General features: G+C 68.0%; 12 protein-coding genes. 7 read left to right on the forward strand and 5 right to left on the reverse strand.

Translation table 11 applies throughout. From position 1 onward, the window contains the following. Positions 1 to 225: 225 nt before the first annotated feature. The 4 genes from AVAK2825_RS06465 to ahpC all read right to left on the reverse strand — a co-directional run bounded on the left by AVAK2825_RS06465 (position 226) and on the right by ahpC (position 5279). Positions 226 to 2436 carry a phosphocholine-specific phospholipase C gene (locus AVAK2825_RS06465; protein ID WP_284395343.1) on the reverse strand — a complete coding sequence of 737 codons (2211 nt, stop codon included), beginning with the start codon at positions 2434 to 2436 and terminating at the stop codon, positions 226 to 228. A gap of 40 nt (positions 2437 to 2476) precedes the next feature. After that, on the reverse strand, positions 2477 to 2653 hold the full coding sequence (locus tag AVAK2825_RS06470) for a hypothetical protein (RefSeq protein WP_284395346.1): 177 nt from the start codon (positions 2651 to 2653) through the stop codon (positions 2477 to 2479). Positions 2654 to 2957: 304 nt separating this feature from the next. Continuing rightward, positions 2958 to 4526 carry an alkyl hydroperoxide reductase subunit F gene (ahpF, locus tag AVAK2825_RS06475; protein ID WP_284395348.1) on the reverse strand — a complete coding sequence of 523 codons (1569 nt, stop codon included), beginning with the start codon at positions 4524 to 4526 and terminating at the stop codon, positions 2958 to 2960. Between the two features lie 177 nt (positions 4527 to 4703). Next, entirely contained in the window at positions 4704 to 5279 is a 576-nt protein-coding gene (ahpC, locus tag AVAK2825_RS06480; protein WP_272551795.1) for an alkyl hydroperoxide reductase subunit C, read from the reverse strand. 280 nt (positions 5280 to 5559) lie between these two features. On the opposite strand from ahpC, the gene bfr reads away from it, so the two are divergent. From bfr to AVAK2825_RS06515, 7 genes are all read left to right on the forward strand, one after another. Further along, positions 5560 to 6036, forward strand: a complete 477-nt coding sequence (bfr, locus tag AVAK2825_RS06485; protein WP_092744334.1) for a bacterioferritin — start codon at positions 5560 to 5562, stop codon at positions 6034 to 6036. 388 nt (positions 6037 to 6424) lie between these two features. Then, positions 6425 to 6730: a DUF3649 domain-containing protein gene (locus AVAK2825_RS06490; RefSeq protein WP_284395359.1), complete on the forward strand. Its 306-nt coding sequence runs from the start codon at positions 6425 to 6427 to the stop codon at positions 6728 to 6730. Next, positions 6727 to 8400: a PepSY-associated TM helix domain-containing protein gene (locus tag AVAK2825_RS06495; protein WP_284395361.1), complete on the forward strand. Its 1674-nt coding sequence runs from the start codon at positions 6727 to 6729 to the stop codon at positions 8398 to 8400. The genes AVAK2825_RS06490 and AVAK2825_RS06495 overlap by 4 nt, the downstream gene beginning before the upstream one ends. A gap of 5 nt (positions 8401 to 8405) precedes the next feature. Then, positions 8406 to 8732 carry a DUF3325 domain-containing protein gene (locus AVAK2825_RS06500; protein WP_284395364.1) on the forward strand — a complete coding sequence of 109 codons (327 nt, stop codon included), beginning with the start codon at positions 8406 to 8408 and terminating at the stop codon, positions 8730 to 8732. A gap of 122 nt (positions 8733 to 8854) precedes the next feature. Beyond that, on the forward strand, positions 8855 to 10981 hold the full coding sequence (locus AVAK2825_RS06505; RefSeq protein ID WP_284395366.1) for a TonB-dependent siderophore receptor: 2127 nt from the start codon (positions 8855 to 8857) through the stop codon (positions 10979 to 10981). A gap of 146 nt (positions 10982 to 11127) precedes the next feature. Next, the gene (locus tag AVAK2825_RS06510; protein ID WP_284395368.1) at positions 11128 to 11850 is read left to right on the forward strand and encodes a DUF4198 domain-containing protein; all 723 of its coding nucleotides are present in this window, start codon (positions 11128 to 11130) and stop codon (positions 11848 to 11850) included. Positions 11851 to 12010: 160 nt separating this feature from the next. Next, positions 12011 to 14215 carry a TonB-dependent siderophore receptor gene (locus AVAK2825_RS06515; RefSeq protein WP_284395370.1) on the forward strand — a complete coding sequence of 735 codons (2205 nt, stop codon included), beginning with the start codon at positions 12011 to 12013 and terminating at the stop codon, positions 14213 to 14215. 143 nt (positions 14216 to 14358) lie between these two features. Here the strand turns inward: AVAK2825_RS06515 and AVAK2825_RS06520 are convergent, their stop codons facing one another. After that, entirely contained in the window at positions 14359 to 14823 is a 465-nt protein-coding gene (locus tag AVAK2825_RS06520) for a hypothetical protein (RefSeq protein WP_284395372.1), read from the reverse strand.

Here is a 14823-nt window from a genome sequence, read left to right on the forward strand (position 1 = left end):
GGGTCAGGTAAGGCGCAGCGAAGCTCCATTCTTCATCGCTGACGTCTGTTGGGTAGGGCTTGCGGGGCATCTGCAAACTCTACCCTTGGCTTCGCTCTCACGGAGCAAAGTTCATAACACGCTCTAGGGCATTACGCTATACAAAATATAGCAAACCCACCACGACGGTGCCCTCGGTGAGGCTGCTGCGCCCCCACCCGGGCAGCGCAGACCCCCCCTCGGCGATCAACGGCCGCCCTGCCCCATGGCCGGATCGCTGAAGCCGTCGCGGCCCGTCTCCACCCGCCCGGCAAAGCGGCGGACGAAGCCCGGCAGCGCGCTGCACGTGACCTGGAAGTCGTACCAGCGGGCGCTGCCGCCCAGGTCCCACTGCAGGTCCTGCGCCTGGCCCGGCGCCACCGTGGCGGTCCAGGGGCCGTCCTGGCGGTAGGCCAGAGCCTGCACGCGCAGCACGGCTTCCGCAGCGCCCGCGTTCATCAAGGTCAGGTGCACGTTGCCATTGGCGATGTCGTAGCACACCCGCACTTCGGGCTGGGGCACGCCGGGGGCGCGCAGCGCGCCGAGCTGGCCCGCGAAGCTGCGGTGGAACCCGTTCGGCCCCAGCACCCACAGGTCGTAGGCGCCCGCATCGTCCGTACCGGCATTCCAGCGGTCGTCGAGCTGCTTGCCCGCCTCCACCACGTAGCGGCGCGGGGCGCGGTCCAGGTGCAGCCGGTCGTAGACGTGGAAGACGGCCGCGCTGGTGCCGGTGTTCGAGAACAGCAGTTGCACCGTGCCCGCGGCCGGCTCCGCCCGGGCGCTGGTGTGCAGCTCGTACGGCAGTGCGCGCGAGGGCCGGGCCTGCACGGCCTGCTGCGGCAGGGCCTGCGGCGTGGGCACGGCGATCTGCGGCAGCGCCCCTTGCGCGGCGCGCAGGGCATCGGCATCGTCCCGCGTGCGGCGGCCGGCCAGCGCGGCGAGCGGCCCGTCGTTGGGCGTGGCGAAGTTGAAGGCCGTGGTGAGGTCGCCGAACACCGCGCGGCGGTAGGGGCTGATCTGCGGCTCCTGCACGCCGAAGCGGGCTTCGAGAAAGCGCAGCACGGAGGTGTGGTCGAAGTTCTGCGAATTCACCCAGCCGCCGCGGCTCCACGGGGAGATCACCCACATCGGCACGCGCGGACCGGGGCCGTAGCAGTCGCCATCGGGCGGCGGCATGCCGGTGCCGGGGACCGGGGTGTGCGTGTAGTACTCGTAGGCCATGTCCCGGTCGCTCAGCGTGGACTTGCCGATCTTGCCGCCGCTGGCATCCAGCGACGGCGCGCACGGCGGCGGCAGGTGGTCGAAGTAGCCGTCGTTCTCATCGAAGTTGATGAGCAGCACGGTCTTGCTCCACACATCGGGATTGGCCGTGAGGGCATCGAGCACCTCCTGCACGTACCAGCCGCCCTGCACCGGGCTGGAAGGGCCCGGGTGTTCGGAGTACGTCGCGGGCGGCACGACCCACGACACCTGCGGCAGCGAGCCGTCGAGCACCGCCTTGCGGAAGGTGCCGAGAAAGCCGCCGTCCGGCATGGTGTTGGCGATGCCCTTGTAGAGCGGGTTGCCGGCGTTGTCGCTCGCGGGGTCGTAGGCGGGGTTGACGTCGCGGTCGTGATAGACCGGCTTGCCCGAGGCGAGGTTGGCCTGGCGGTACTGCGGAAAGCCGAAGAGCGGGTTGTCGGTGAAGTTGTCGGGCATGTTCTGGTAGACCATCCACGAGACGCCGGCCTTTTGCAGCCGCTCGGGGTAGGTGGCCCAGTCGTAGCCGCCGGTGCGGATGTCGGTGTCCGAGTCGAGCTCGTCCAGGGCGTTGTTCACCACCACCCGGCCGGAGGGGCCCGTGGCGCCGTTGGTGCCGGTCCAGTGGAACAGCCGGTTGGAATTGGTGCCGCCGTGCAGCGAGCAGAAGTACGCATCGCACACCGTGAAGGCTTCGGCCAGGGCGAACTGGAACGGGGCCTCCTGCTGCGTGTAGTAGCCCATGGACTGGGGCTGCTTGTAGCGCGCCCACTCCTGCATGCGGCCGCGGTCCCAGGCGTTGCGCGCGTCGACCCAGCTGTGGGGCGTGCCGCTCACGCGCTGGGCATTGCCGGCCTTCTGGTCCAGGTGGTAGGGCAGCACGGGCGCGCCGTTCTTGTCCAGCTGCTGCCACACGCTGCGGCTGCCGGCCACTGGGATGGTGAAGCGGTCGCCGAAACCGCGCACGCCGGGCAAGGTGCCGAAGTAGTGGTCGAAGGAGCGGTTTTCCTGCATGACGATCACGACGTGCTCCACGTCCTGGATCGTGCCGGTGCGGTGGTTGGCCGGAATGGCCAGGGCCCGGCGGATGCTGGGCGGGAACAGGCTCAGCGCCGCGGCGGACGCGGTGGTGCCGGCCGCGGCCTGGAGGAACTTGCGTTTCCGGGAATCGATGGTCATGGTGTGCTCTGCGTGGGTTCGACGGGGAAGGCGCGCGCGATCAAGGGGCGCAGCGCAGCTGGGTCTTTTCGGCGCCGGGGGCATCGGCGGAGGTGCCGCCTCCGCCACTGCCACCGCAGCCCGCCAGGGCCAACGCCATCGCCGAACCGGCCAGAAACATGAAGAGCGGCCGCGCCCAGCGGGGGCGCGATCGGAGGGCTGCAGGGATCAAGGTCATGGAAGGGTCTCGCGGGTCGAGTGGATCAAGCGGCGGACTGGGCCAAAGACCGAACTTCGGGGGGACCGCCTTGCAGTTGCAGAAAAGTGCTTAAACGCAGGAATCTGCAACCCGAATGATCCGCCCGCACCATGTCAGCGCCATGACGGCAGCGGCCTTCCTGGGGCAGGGACGCCCCTCTCCCGCGCACGGCAGAACGACAAAAAGCACAAGGCGGCCCGAAGGCCGCCTTGTGCTTTGAAAAGACAGAAAAAAGGAGCGGGGCGCCGTGGCGCCCATCATCCAGGCGCCCGTGCGCCTGCGATCACGCCGGTGCGGTGGTGCGGATCAGGTGGTCGAATGCGCCCAGGGCCGCCTTCGCGCCCTCGCCCGCCGCGATGATGATCTGCTTGTACGGCACCGTGGTCACGTCGCCCGCGGCGAACACGCCCGGCACGTTGGTGCGGCCATGCGAGTCCACCACGATTTCGCCGAACTTCGACAGCTCCACCGTGCCCTGCAGCCACTGGGTGTTGGGCAGCAGGCCGATCTGCACGAAGATGCCTTCCAGCGCCAGTTGCTTCGCCTCGCCGCTCGCGCGGTCCTGGTAGGCCAGGCCCGTCACGCGGTTGCCGTCGCCCAGCACCTCGGTCGTTTGCGCCTGGGTGATGACGGTCACGTTGGGCAGGCTGCGCAGCTTGCGCTGCAGCACGGCGTCGGCCTTCAGCTCGGCCGCGAACTCCAGCAGCGTGACGTGCGCCACCACGCCGGACAGGTCGATGGCCGCCTCCACGCCGGAGTTGCCGCCGCCGATCACCGCCACGCGCTTGCCCTTGAACAGCGGGCCGTCGCAGTGCGGGCAGTAGGTCACGCCCTTGGTGCGGTACTGGTCTTCGCCGGGCACGTTCATGTTGCGCCACCGCGCGCCGGTCGAGAGGATGACGGTGCGCGAGCGCAAGGTGCCGCCGTTTTCCAGCTCGACCTCGATCAGGCCGCCTTCCGCTGCGGCAGGCTTCAAGGCCTTGGCGCGCTGCAGGTTCATCAGGTCCACCTCGTAGTCGTGCACGTGCTGCTCCAGCGCCGCGGCGAACTTGGGGCCGTCCGTCTTGCTGATCGAGATGTAGTTCTCGATGTCCAGCGTGTCGTTGACCTGGCCGCCGAAGCGCTCCGCGGCCACGCCGGTGCGGATGCCCTTGCGGGCGGCATACACGGCGGCCGCGGCACCGGCCGGGCCACCGCCGACCACCAGCACATCGAAGGCTTCCTTGGCCGAGAGCTTGGCCGCATCGCGCGCCGCCGCGCCCGTGTCCAGCTTGCCCACGATCTCTTCCACGGTCATGCGGCCCGAGCCGAACACCTGGCCGTTCATGAACACCATGGGCACGGCCATGATTTCGCGGTCGGTCACTTCCTGCTGGAAGGCGCCGCCTTCGATCACCGTGGTCTTGATGCGCGGGTTGAGGATGGCCATCAGCGACAGCGCCTGCACCACGTCCGGGCAGTTGTGGCAGGTCAGGCTCATGTAGACGTCGAACTCGAAGTCGCCATCGAGGGCCTGGATCTGCTCGATCACGTCCTGCTCCACCTTCGGGGGGTGGCCGCCGGTCCACAGCAACGCCAGCACCAGGGACGTGAATTCATGGCCCAGCGGCAGGCCGGCGAAGCGCAGGTGGGTCTGCGTGCCGGCGCGCTGCAGGCTGAACGAGGGCTTGCGCGTGTCGTTGCCGTCGGTGCGCAGGGTGATTTTGTCGCTGCGCAGGCCCTGGATGGTTTCCAGCAGTTCGCGGGTCTGGGTGGAAACCTCGCTGCCGTCCAGGGACGCCACGATCTCGAACGGTTGCGTCACGCGCTCCAGGTAAGCCGAAAGTTGGGTTTTGAGTTGGTCGTCGAGCATGGTGGTGTCCTTTGCGATTCGAGTTATGTCGTTGGGCGGTGCGGCCAGTGCCGGGCACGGAGCGGAGAAATCGGGGGTGAGCGGGCGAAAAAAAGCCGGACGGCATGGCGCGCACGCCATGCTGCTGTCCGGCCAGGGGCGCCCGGGGCGCCCCGCTCCTGCGGGAGGCCGAGGGGCTTAGATCTTGCCGACCAGATCCAGGGAAGGCGTCAGCGTCTTGGCGCCTTCCTTCCACTTGGCGGGGCACACCTGGCCTGGGTTGGCGGCGGTGAACTGGGCCGCCTTCAGCTTGCGCAGGGTTTCCGACACGTCGCGGGCGATTTCGTTGGAATGGATTTCCTGGGTCTTGATCACGCCATCGGGGTTGATGACGAACGTGCCGCGCAGTGCCAGGCCTTCTTCAGGAATGTGCACGCCGAACGCGTTGGTCAGCTGGTGCGTGGGGTCGCCCACCAGGGGGAACTTGGCCTTGCCGACGGCGTCGGAGGTTTCGTGCCACACCTTGTGCGAGAAGTGCGTGTCGGTCGTCACGATGTAGACCTCGGCGCCGGCCTTCTGGAACTCGGCATAGTTGTCGGCCGCGTCTTCGATTTCGGTGGGGCAGTTGAAGGTGAAGGCAGCCGGCATGAAGATCAGGACGGACCACTTGCCCTTGAGGTTGGCTTCGGTCACTTCAATGAAGTCGCCCTTGCCGTCGCGGTTCACGAAAGCGGTGGTCTTGAAGGGCTGGACTTGCGTATTGATCAGGGACATTGCTGTTTCCTAGGTTGATGGCTGAACACGAAAACCTGAAGTTTAGGCGCTCCCAATCCATCAATCCAATTAATTGACTTCATCAAGTCGATTGCCACAGACTATAAAAAGCAAGGGGCTCGGTAGCGTGGGCAGGAGCGAACGACTGTATCTGAGGACGCCCAACGCGAACACAACTCAGCATCAAACGCAGCCATACCGCCCGGGCAGGGAGATTGCCTTGCGCCACGTGGCCCGCGTCATGACAATCGCACCCCAAACCCACACAAGGAGAATCTCCATGCAAGGCGACGCACAGGTCATTTCGCATCTGCAGGCCCAGCTCAAGAACGAACTGACGGCCATCAACCAGTATTTCCTGCACTACCGGATGCTCAAGCACTGGGGCTTCGACAAGCTGGCGAAGAAGGAATACGAAGAGTCGATCGGCGAGATGAAGCATGCCGACAAGCTCATGGACCGCATCTTTATGCTGGACGGCCTGCCCAACCTGCAGGACCTGGCCAAGCTGCAAGTCGGCGAGGACGTGCCCGAGATCCTCGAATGCGACCTGCGCTCCGAGCGCGGCGCCCAGGCCACCATCAAGGACGGCATCGCCCACTGCGAAACGGTGCGCGACTATGTCTCTCGCGATCTGCTCCAGGGCATCCTGGACGACACCGAAGAGCACATCGACTTCCTCGAAACGCAGATCGACCTGCTGGCCAAGGTCGGGCTGCAGAACTACCTGCAGTCGCAGATGGGCGAGATCGAATAACGCCCCGCCCGCCCGGCACCCGCCCTCGGGTACCCCGCGCTCTAGCCGGCCTTCGGGCCGGTTTTTCGTTTCCGGCCCGGTCCCGCCCCTCAAAGTGTGGCGCGCACGCATCAGGTGGCGTGCCCATGGCGCCCAAGTTCCCACTGTTTGTTGCGATTGCATACAACGGAATGCGAACGATTCTCATGAAACCTAGAATACCGGCCTAGCCAGCCAGTCAGTTCGCCCCGGGCCCCGTGCCCCGCCTGCAGCCAGCGCCCCAACCTGCATGGAGCCTTTCGATGCTGCACTGTCCTGCGCGCGCCTGTTTCGCCACCCCGGCCGATCACCCTTTTTCCGTCACCCATTCCCACGCGGCTGCCATCGCTCCGGTGGGCGCCGCCCGGCCATGAAGGCGGCCCGCGTCGACTGGCGCTACCGCCTGGCGATCACCTCCCGCGCCCTGGCGGGGGGGCTGGGTGGCTACGCGCTGGCGGCGGCCGCCACCGCCGCCCTCACCCTCGGCCTGATGCCGTTCATGCCGCGTGTGGAGGCGGTGCTCACCGCCACGCTGCTGTCATGGCTGGTCTATGCCTGCGCCGTGGCATGGGCCTTCTATGCACGCACGGCCTGGGGCGCCTGGGGCGCCCTCGGGCTGCCGGCGCTCGCCCTGGGCGCGCTGGCGATGGCGCCCCGCTGGCTGGGGGGCGCATGAAGCCGAAGACCACACACGATCGCGAGGGTTTCCGCCAGGCCATGGCCTGGCTGCACACCTGGTCCGGCCTGATCCTGGGCTGGCTGCTGTTCGCCATCTTCTTCACCGGCACGCTGAGCTTTTTCAAGACCGAATTCAACCTGTGGATGCGGCCCGAGCTGCATGCCCTGCCGCCCGCCAGCGCCGACGTGGCCGAGCGCGCGCAGCAGGCGCTGCACCGCAAGGTGCCCGACGTGACGCAGTGGTTCATGCGCCTGCCCGACGAGCGCCAGCCTGGCGTGACCATCCTGTGGCGCGGCAAGGAGGGCGGGCGCTTCAAGACCCTGCTGATGAACCCGCAGACCGGCGAGGCCATCGAGACGCGCGACACCATGGGCGGCGAGTTCTTCTACCGCTTCCACTTCGAGCTGCGCACCGCGCAAAAAGGCCGCTGGACGCTGGAAGGCCGCTGGGTGGTGGGCGTGGCCACCATGCTGATGTTCATCGCGCTGCTGACCGGCGTGGTCACGCACCGGCGCATTTTCAAGGACTTCTTCACCTTCCGGCCCACCAAGGGCGGGCAGCGGGCGTGGCTGGACGCGCACAACGTCTCGGGCGTGCTGGTGCTGCCGTTCTATCTGATGATCACCTTCAGCGGGCTGATGATCTTCCACTCGATGTACATGCCCTCGGGCATTGCCGCGGCCTACCCCGGCCCCAAGGGCACGGATTCGCAGACCTACTTCGCCGAGATGCAGGGCGACACGGCCTCGGGGCGCAGCGCGCGCCGCGCGCCGGGTGAGGCCGTGCCGGCGCTGCCCCTGACCGATCTGGCGCCCGTGCTGGCCAGCGCGCACCGCACCTGGGGCGATGCGCGCATCGGCGGGCTCAGCGCCCGCCGCGACGGCGACCGGGCGGTGATCGAGGTCACCCGCCACGACGGCGACCGCCTGCAGTACGGCCCCGCCCGCATGCGCTTCGATGCCGTCACCGGCGAGACGCTCGCGCTGATCGACCCCGATTCGCCCGCCCTGCGCACCTACCGCGTGCTCTACGGCCTGCACCTGGCGCGCTTCGCCGGGCCGGGCATGCGCTGGGGCCTGTTCGGCTTCGGCGTGCTGGGCAGCCTGATGATCGCCACCGGCATGGTGCTTTGGAGCGTCAAGCGCCGCCAGCAGGCGCAGCGCAAGGGCGCCGCCGCGCCGCCGCTGCGGCGCGGCGAGCGCCTGGTGGCCAGCCTCAACGTGGCCCTGCTGGGCGGCCTGCCGCTGGCCACCGGCGTGTTCCTGGCCTCCAACCGGCTGCTGCCGCTGGACCTGGAAGGCCGGGCCGATGCCGAGCTGTCGTGCTTCTTCGGCGCGTGGGGCCTGGCCCTGCTGATCGGCATCGTGCGGCCGGACCGCTGGGGCTGGAGCGCGTTGCTGGGCCTGGCGGGCGCGGTGTTCGCCGCGCTGCCGGTGTTGAACGCCTTCACCACGCACACCCACCTGGGCGTGACGCTGCCGGCCGGCGAATGGATGTGGGCCGGCATGGACCTGTCGTTCCTGGCCACCGGCGCCCTGCTCGGCTGGATGGCCTGGCGGCTGCGCCCCGCGCGCGGCGCGAAAGTGGCCGCCACCCGGGGCCGGTCCACCGAGAGCGGCTCCGCCACGCCCCCGAGCACCCCCTCCACTCCTGCCGCAGGAGCCTGACCGCCATGTTCGAATTCTTTCTCTGCTTTGCCGGCTGGTCGGGCCTGGCGCTGGGCATGGACCGCCACCACCAGGACGCCTGGAACCGCGAAGGCGGCGAGCGCCAGCTGCGCACGCTGCGCCGCGTGGGCTGGGCGCTGCTGGCGCTGTCGCTCGTGCATGCCGCCGCGTGGCCGGGCGACAGCACCGCCGCGCTCAGCGTGACGTGGTGGACCATGGCCCTGTCGCTGGCCGCCGTGTGCGCCACGGCCGTGGCCACCTGGCAGCCGCGCCGCCTGCCCGTGCTGGGCCTGGTGGCCGGTGCCGCGGCCCTGCTGGCGCTGGCGCTCTAGCCCAGGGCCCGCCGACCGGGTTCGCGCCCGGTTCCGTTTTTCCAGCCACCCGCAGCCCCCCGGCGCGCGGGATGCCATGTTCTCCACGCCGTGTCGTTTCTTTCATCGACGGAAAGCCTTTCATGCGATTGCCTCCCCTGAACGCCATCACCGCGGCCGCATGGCTCGCCGCAGCCACCACCGCCCACGCCCAGACGGCGGCGCCCACCGTGGCCCTGCCCGAGGTGAAGGTGACCGATGCCCCGCAGGGCGAGGCCACCGAGGGCTCGGGCCAGTACATCGCCCGCGAGATCAGCGTGGGCAAGCTGGTGCAGTCGCCGCGCGAGACGCCGCAGTCGGTGAGCGTGATCACGCGCCAGCGGCTCGATGACATGAACCTCACCAAGCTGGAAGACGCCGTCAAGCAGACCACCGGCGTGAACGTGACGCGCCTGGATGGCGCCGGCAACTACAACACCATCCAGTCGCGCGGCTTCGATATCGGCGCGCTGCTGCTGGACGGCGTGCCGATCCCGCAGGGCCCCAACTACGCCACCGCGATGGACACCGCCATCTACGACCGCATCGAGGTGCTGCGCGGACCGTCCGGCCTGCTGCAGGGCGCGAGCGAACCCGGCGGCACCATCAACCTGGTGCGCAAGCGTGCGCAGTCCGCCCTGGGGCTGAACGCCAACGTGTCCGCGGGGTCGTGGAACATGCGCCGCGCCGACGTGGACCTGACCGGCGCGCTCAACGCCGCGGGCACGCTGCGCGGCCGCGTGGTGGCGGTGAAGGACGACCGCGACAGCCACGTCGCCACGCTGAAGAACGACAAGACCCTGGGCTACGGCACGCTGGAGCTGGACATCACCCCGTCCACCACGCTGTCGGTCGGCCACACGCGCCAGAAGGTGCGCGCCACGGTGGACCAGGGCCTGCCCGCGTATGCCGACGGCCGGCTGCTGGACGTGCCGCGCTCCACGTTCGCGGGCATCGCCGCCAACCGCCAGGACCTGGACAACACCGACACCTTCGCCGAACTGGAGCACCGCCTGTCCAATGGCGGGCAGGTCAAGTTCGTGGCGCGCGACGTGCACCGCGAATCGCTGTACCGCTCGGTCCGGGCCAACTCGGCCGTGGCGGCCAACGGCAACTACCAGCTGCAGTCGGTGGACTTCCAGCAGGATCTGAAGGACCGCAACTACGACCTGTACATCGCCTCGCCGCTGTCGCTGGCCGGCCGCACGCACCGCGTGCTGCTGGGCGTGAGCCACACGACCAGTGAAAGCCTGGACGGCAACTCCGCCTTCGGCGCGCCCCGCACCGCCAACATCTTCAATCCGCAGTACGACCTGCCCTACCCCAGCATCACGCTGCCTGGCTTTCAGAGCGCCACCCGGCGCACCGAGAACGCGCTGTACGGCCAGGCGCAGGTCAGCGTGGCCGAGCGCCTGAAGGTGCTGGCCGGCGGGCGCCTGTCCTGGGCCAAGGCCGAGACGCGCACGCTGAGCACGGGCCAGACCACGGCCACCGCCGACCCCGGACGGCAGTTCATCCCCTCGGTGGCCGCGATCTACGAGCTGAACGAAAACCTGTCGGCCTACACGAGCTATGCCGAGACCTTCGTGGTGCAGTCCAGCCTGGACCGCGCGGGCCGCCTGCTCACGCCGCGTTCGGGCTCGCAGATCGAGGCGGGCGTGAAGGGCGAGTTTTTGAACAAGCGCCTGCAGACGCACTTCGCCCTCTTCCGCATCCTGGACAAGGACCGCGCCATCGCCGACCCGGACGTTCCCACCGCCTCCCTGGCCGGCGGCAAGGTGCGCGCGCAGGGCTTCGAGACCGAGGTGAGCGGCCAGGTCGCGCCCGGCTGGGACGTGCTGGCCGGCTACGCCTTCACCGCCACCAAGTACCTGCAGGCCCCCGTGTCGCAGCAGGGCCAGGTGTTCAGCCCCATCACGCCGCGCCACAGCGTGAACCTGTCCACCCGCTATGCCTTCAAGGGCCCGGTGCTGCAGGGGCTGAGCGTGGGCGGCGGCGTGAGCTACCGCAGCGAGTTCTTCGCGCAAAGCGGCACGGTGCGCCTGACCTCGGGCGACTACGCGCTGTTCAACGCCCAGGTGGCCTACCAGATCAACGACAAGCTTTCGGTGAGCCTGAACGTGGACAACCTGTTCGACAAGACCTACTACGAGAAGGTCTCCAGCCTGGGCCGCCAGAACTTCTACGGCGAGCCGCGCCGCGTGACGGTGGCGCTCAAGGCGCGCTACTAGGCGCACGGCCGAGCGGGGCCCCGATGCAGCCGGCCGCCATGGCCCTTTTGCATCAAAACGGCCTCCAGCGCATTTTCTTCTAGGGCATGTCGCTATTTATTTGATAGCAAACGTTTTTTCAACCTCTGTTTCACAGGAGCTTTCCGATGTCCACCTTGCTCAAGCCCATCACCGCCGCCGTGCTGTCCGCGCTGGCGGCCACGGCCGTCCAGGCCCACCAGGTCTGGATCGAGGCCAGCGGCGCCCAGGCCCGCGTGCAGTTCGGCGAATATGCCGACGGCCTGCTGGAAAAGTCGCCCGGTGCGCTCGACAAGTTCAAGGGCGTGCCGGTGCTCGAGCAGCAGCAGCAGCCACGTGGCGGCGAGGCCCGGCGCATCGAAGGCCAGCGCACCGCCACCGCGTTCACCTACGCCCTGCCGGCGCCGGCCGACACGCTGTTCGCCGAGGCGCCGTACCCGCTGATCGACCGCACCAAGGCCGGCCAGCCACCGCTGCTGTGGCGCCCCGCCGCGCGCTGGGTGGCCAGCCTGGCACAGCCCGTGGCCGCCACCGCGCCGCTGGACGTGGTGCCCACCGGCAAGGCGGGCGAGCTGCGCGTGGTGTTCAACGGCAAGCCGCTGCCCAAGGCCCAGGTGACCCTGGTATCGCCCTCGGGCTGGGCCCGCGAGGCCGCCACGAATGCCGAAGGCACGGTGCACTTCGAGCTGCCCTGGAAGGGCCAGTACGTGGCCGAGGTCAAGCACAGCGACAAGCAACCCGGCGAACACGCGGGCGAGAAGTACGGCGAGGCCAGCTACCTGACCACGCTCACCTTCGTGCAGGCGGCCGGCATGGAATCGCCCCCGCTGCCCGCCCCGGCCGCGCACTGACCGCCGCGCCGGGCCGGCGCTGACCGGCCCACCCTCCCCGAAGACCTTTCACGGCCGCCGCGCCGTGACGGCGGCGGCGCCCTGCGCGCCGCATTTTTAAACCGAACAGCCCTCCTGCCAGCGGATTCATTGCCAGGAGTGCTATTGAAAAAGTAGCAACATGACCTCGCACCTTCTTCACCCGTGTGCCCACGGCGCGCCCTGCCGCCCCTTGCCCCTGGCCGCCGCCCTGCACACCGTGATCGCGCTGCTGTGCGGCCTGGGCGCCAGCGCCGTCCAGGCCCAGTCCGCCGCGCCCGTGGCGGAAACCACGCTCGCCCCCGTGACCGTCAAGGCCGGCGCGGACCAGGAAAGCCCCACCGCGCCCGTCAGCGGCTTCGTCGCCAAGCGCGCCCTCTCGGCCACCAAGACCGACACGCCGCTCATCGAAACCCCGCAAGCCATCAGCGTGGTCACGCGCGACCAGATGGAGGCGCAAGGCGCGCTGACCCTGCGCCAGACCACGGCCTACACCGCCGGCATGGTGTCCAACTACTTCGACAGCCGGGTGGACAGCTTCACGGCACGCGGCGGCAGCGTGACGCAGTACCAGGACGGCCTGCTGCGCACCTACGGCACCTACAACAACACCAAGGCCGAGCCTTACCTGCTGGAGCGCGTCGAATTCCTGCGCGGCCCCTCGTCCGTGCTGTACGGCCAGGGCAGCGTGGGCGGCGTGCTCAACCTCACCAGCAAGCGCCCGCAGGCCGAGCCGCTGCGCGAAGTGCAGGTGCAGCTGGGCAACTACGCGCGCAAGCAGATCGCCGCCGACATGACCGGCCCGCTCACCCAGGACGGCGAGTGGCTCTACCGGCTGGTGGCCGTGGGCCGCGACAGCGACTCGCAGGTCGACCACGTGAGCGACGACCGCCTCATCCTCGCTCCGTCGCTCACCTGGAAGCCCAACGCCGCCACCTCGCTCACGCTGCAGTTCACGCACCAGAAAGACCAAAGCGGCTCGCTGATCGGCTTCTTTCCCTGGCAGGGCACGCGGCTGTCCAGCCCCTACGGCCAGATCCCGACCTCGACCTTCATCAGCGAACCGGGCTGGGACGCCTTCGACACCGAGAACAACTCCTGGGGCTATCTGTTCAGCCACCGCCTGAACGACCAATGGACGGTGCGCCAGAACCTGCGCCGCACGGTGAGCGAAGTGGACTACCGCAGCATCTACACCAGCTTCAGCGCCAACCGCGCCACCGGCCGGCCGGCGCGACCGGTGTTCAATGCGGACAACCGCACCTTGCTGCGCGACGCCTCCTGGCAGATCAACTCCAGCCGCCTGCTGCTGGCGGACACGCAGATCGAAGGCAAGGTGCAGGCCGGCACCACCGAGCACACGCTGCTCTTCGGCATGGACGCGCAGCGCAACGAAACCAGCCAGTCCACGTGGTTCCAGACCATCTCGGGCATCGACGCGTACGCGCCGGTGTACGGCAACTTCACGGCGCCATCGGCCTCGGCGCTGGTGCGCCAGCCCAACGTCACGCAGCGCCAGCTGGGCTTCTACGCCCAGGACCAGATCCGCTGGGGCCGCTGGACGGCCACGCTCGGCCTGCGCCATGACAGCGCCAAGACCGAAACGGTCGGCCGCCCCGCCGCCGCCGTGGACGACACCGCCTGGACCAAGCGCGTCGGCGCCACCTACCAGGCCGATGGCGGCTGGGCACCGTACGTGGGCTACTCCGAATCGTTCCAGCCGCTGGGCGGCGTGGACTTCTTCGGCACCCCGTTCAAGCCCCAGCGCGGCGAGCAGTGGGAAGCCGGCGTGAAGTGGCAGCCGCAGGACCGGGGCATCAGCGCCTATGCCGCCGTGTACCAGCTGCGTGAGAAGAACCGCAAGACCAACGACCCCTCCAACCCGCTCAACAGCCTGCAGCTCGGCGAGGTGAAAACCAAGGGCTTCGAGACCGAGATGACCGCCAGCCTGGCCCGCAACTGGGACTGGACGGTGGGCTACGCCTACACCGACGCCGTCATCTCGCGCAGCAACGCCGGCGACCAGGGCCTGCCCGTGGCCAGCGTGCCCAAGCACACGGCGTCGAGCTGGCTCATGCACCGCTTCGCGGCCGAAGGGCGCGGCGGCTGGACGGTGGGTGCGGGCGTGCGCTACACCGGCTCGCAGTGGACCGGCACCACCGCCATCACCACGCCATCGGCGCTGATCGCCGATGCCATGGCGGCCTATGACGCCGGCAGCTGGCGCCTGGCCTTCAACGTGGTCAACCTGGCCGACAAGGTGCAGATCACCCAGTGTCTGGCGCGCGGCGACTGTTTCTACGGCCAGCGCCGCACGTACACGATGACGGGTACCTACCGGTTCTGAACCTAAGAGTTATCCCGGCAGGCAGAGCCAGCACTGCTCGCTTGCCGGAGCCCAGCCGACAGTAGCCACCGATTTATTATCAAGAACGGCTGTCATAAAAATGCGGTATAAATTTTGGCCTCATTCATCTATTGAATATTTAATCAACACCAATGGGCATATTCCCAGGAATTGAATACCGTGCAATCCCTGCCAATCGAGCCGACAATGACCGTCCCGTTCCCGTCGCCTAAACCTGGCTCGACGCCGCCATAAACAGGCTCTCCAGGGTAAAAATTTCCTCCTCCACCTGCGATGATACCGCCTTCACGCTTATACCCAGTTCGAGGATCTGGATAAGGAAGGCCATAAGCGAATATTTTGGCATCTGCCGTTTCATTAATCAGCTGCTGGCAAACAGATCCATTGCATAACGCAAAACTGTCTCCTTTCATCCAAGCTTTGACCTCATAATTTACAACGGTGCGCACGAAAAATACGATATCCTCCTGCGACGGTGGCATCAAAGAACAGTTGTTGCAAAGAAAACGGCCATAGTCAGCCGCCAACACAATAAGCGCCACAGAAGCAATACCGACGGCAATTATTTTCTTTTTAATTTTCTTCAT

This window comes from Acidovorax sp. SUPP2825, from assembly GCF_030158995.1.
GTDB lineage: Bacteria > Pseudomonadota > Gammaproteobacteria > Burkholderiales > Burkholderiaceae_C > Paracidovorax.

What these genes read in the sequence shown, in the direction of transcription:
- AVAK2825_RS06520 (WP_284395372.1), bottom strand. Translation starts at nt 14,823, where the DNA reads ATGAAGAAAATTAAAAAGAAAATAATTGCCGTCGGTATTGCTTCTGTG.
- AVAK2825_RS06500 (WP_284395364.1), top strand. Translation starts at nt 8,406, where the DNA reads ATGTTCGAATTCTTTCTCTGCTTTGCCGGCTGGTCGGGCCTGGCGCTG.
- AVAK2825_RS06470 (WP_284395346.1), bottom strand. Translation starts at nt 2,653, where the DNA reads ATGACCTTGATCCCTGCAGCCCTCCGATCGCGCCCCCGCTGGGCGCGG.
- ahpC (WP_272551795.1), bottom strand. Translation starts at nt 5,279, where the DNA reads ATGTCCCTGATCAATACGCAAGTCCAGCCCTTCAAGACCACCGCTTTC.
- AVAK2825_RS06490 (WP_284395359.1), top strand. Translation starts at nt 6,425, where the DNA reads ATGAAGGCGGCCCGCGTCGACTGGCGCTACCGCCTGGCGATCACCTCC.
- AVAK2825_RS06465 (WP_284395343.1), bottom strand. Translation starts at nt 2,436, where the DNA reads ATGACCATCGATTCCCGGAAACGCAAGTTCCTCCAGGCCGCGGCCGGC.
- AVAK2825_RS06505 (WP_284395366.1), top strand. Translation starts at nt 8,855, where the DNA reads ATGCGATTGCCTCCCCTGAACGCCATCACCGCGGCCGCATGGCTCGCC.
- AVAK2825_RS06510 (WP_284395368.1), top strand. Translation starts at nt 11,128, where the DNA reads ATGTCCACCTTGCTCAAGCCCATCACCGCCGCCGTGCTGTCCGCGCTG.
- ahpF (WP_284395348.1), bottom strand. Translation starts at nt 4,526, where the DNA reads ATGCTCGACGACCAACTCAAAACCCAACTTTCGGCTTACCTGGAGCGC.
- AVAK2825_RS06495 (WP_284395361.1), top strand. Translation starts at nt 6,727, where the DNA reads ATGAAGCCGAAGACCACACACGATCGCGAGGGTTTCCGCCAGGCCATG.
- bfr (WP_092744334.1), top strand. Translation starts at nt 5,560, where the DNA reads ATGCAAGGCGACGCACAGGTCATTTCGCATCTGCAGGCCCAGCTCAAG.
- AVAK2825_RS06515 (WP_284395370.1), top strand. Translation starts at nt 12,011, where the DNA reads ATGACCTCGCACCTTCTTCACCCGTGTGCCCACGGCGCGCCCTGCCGC.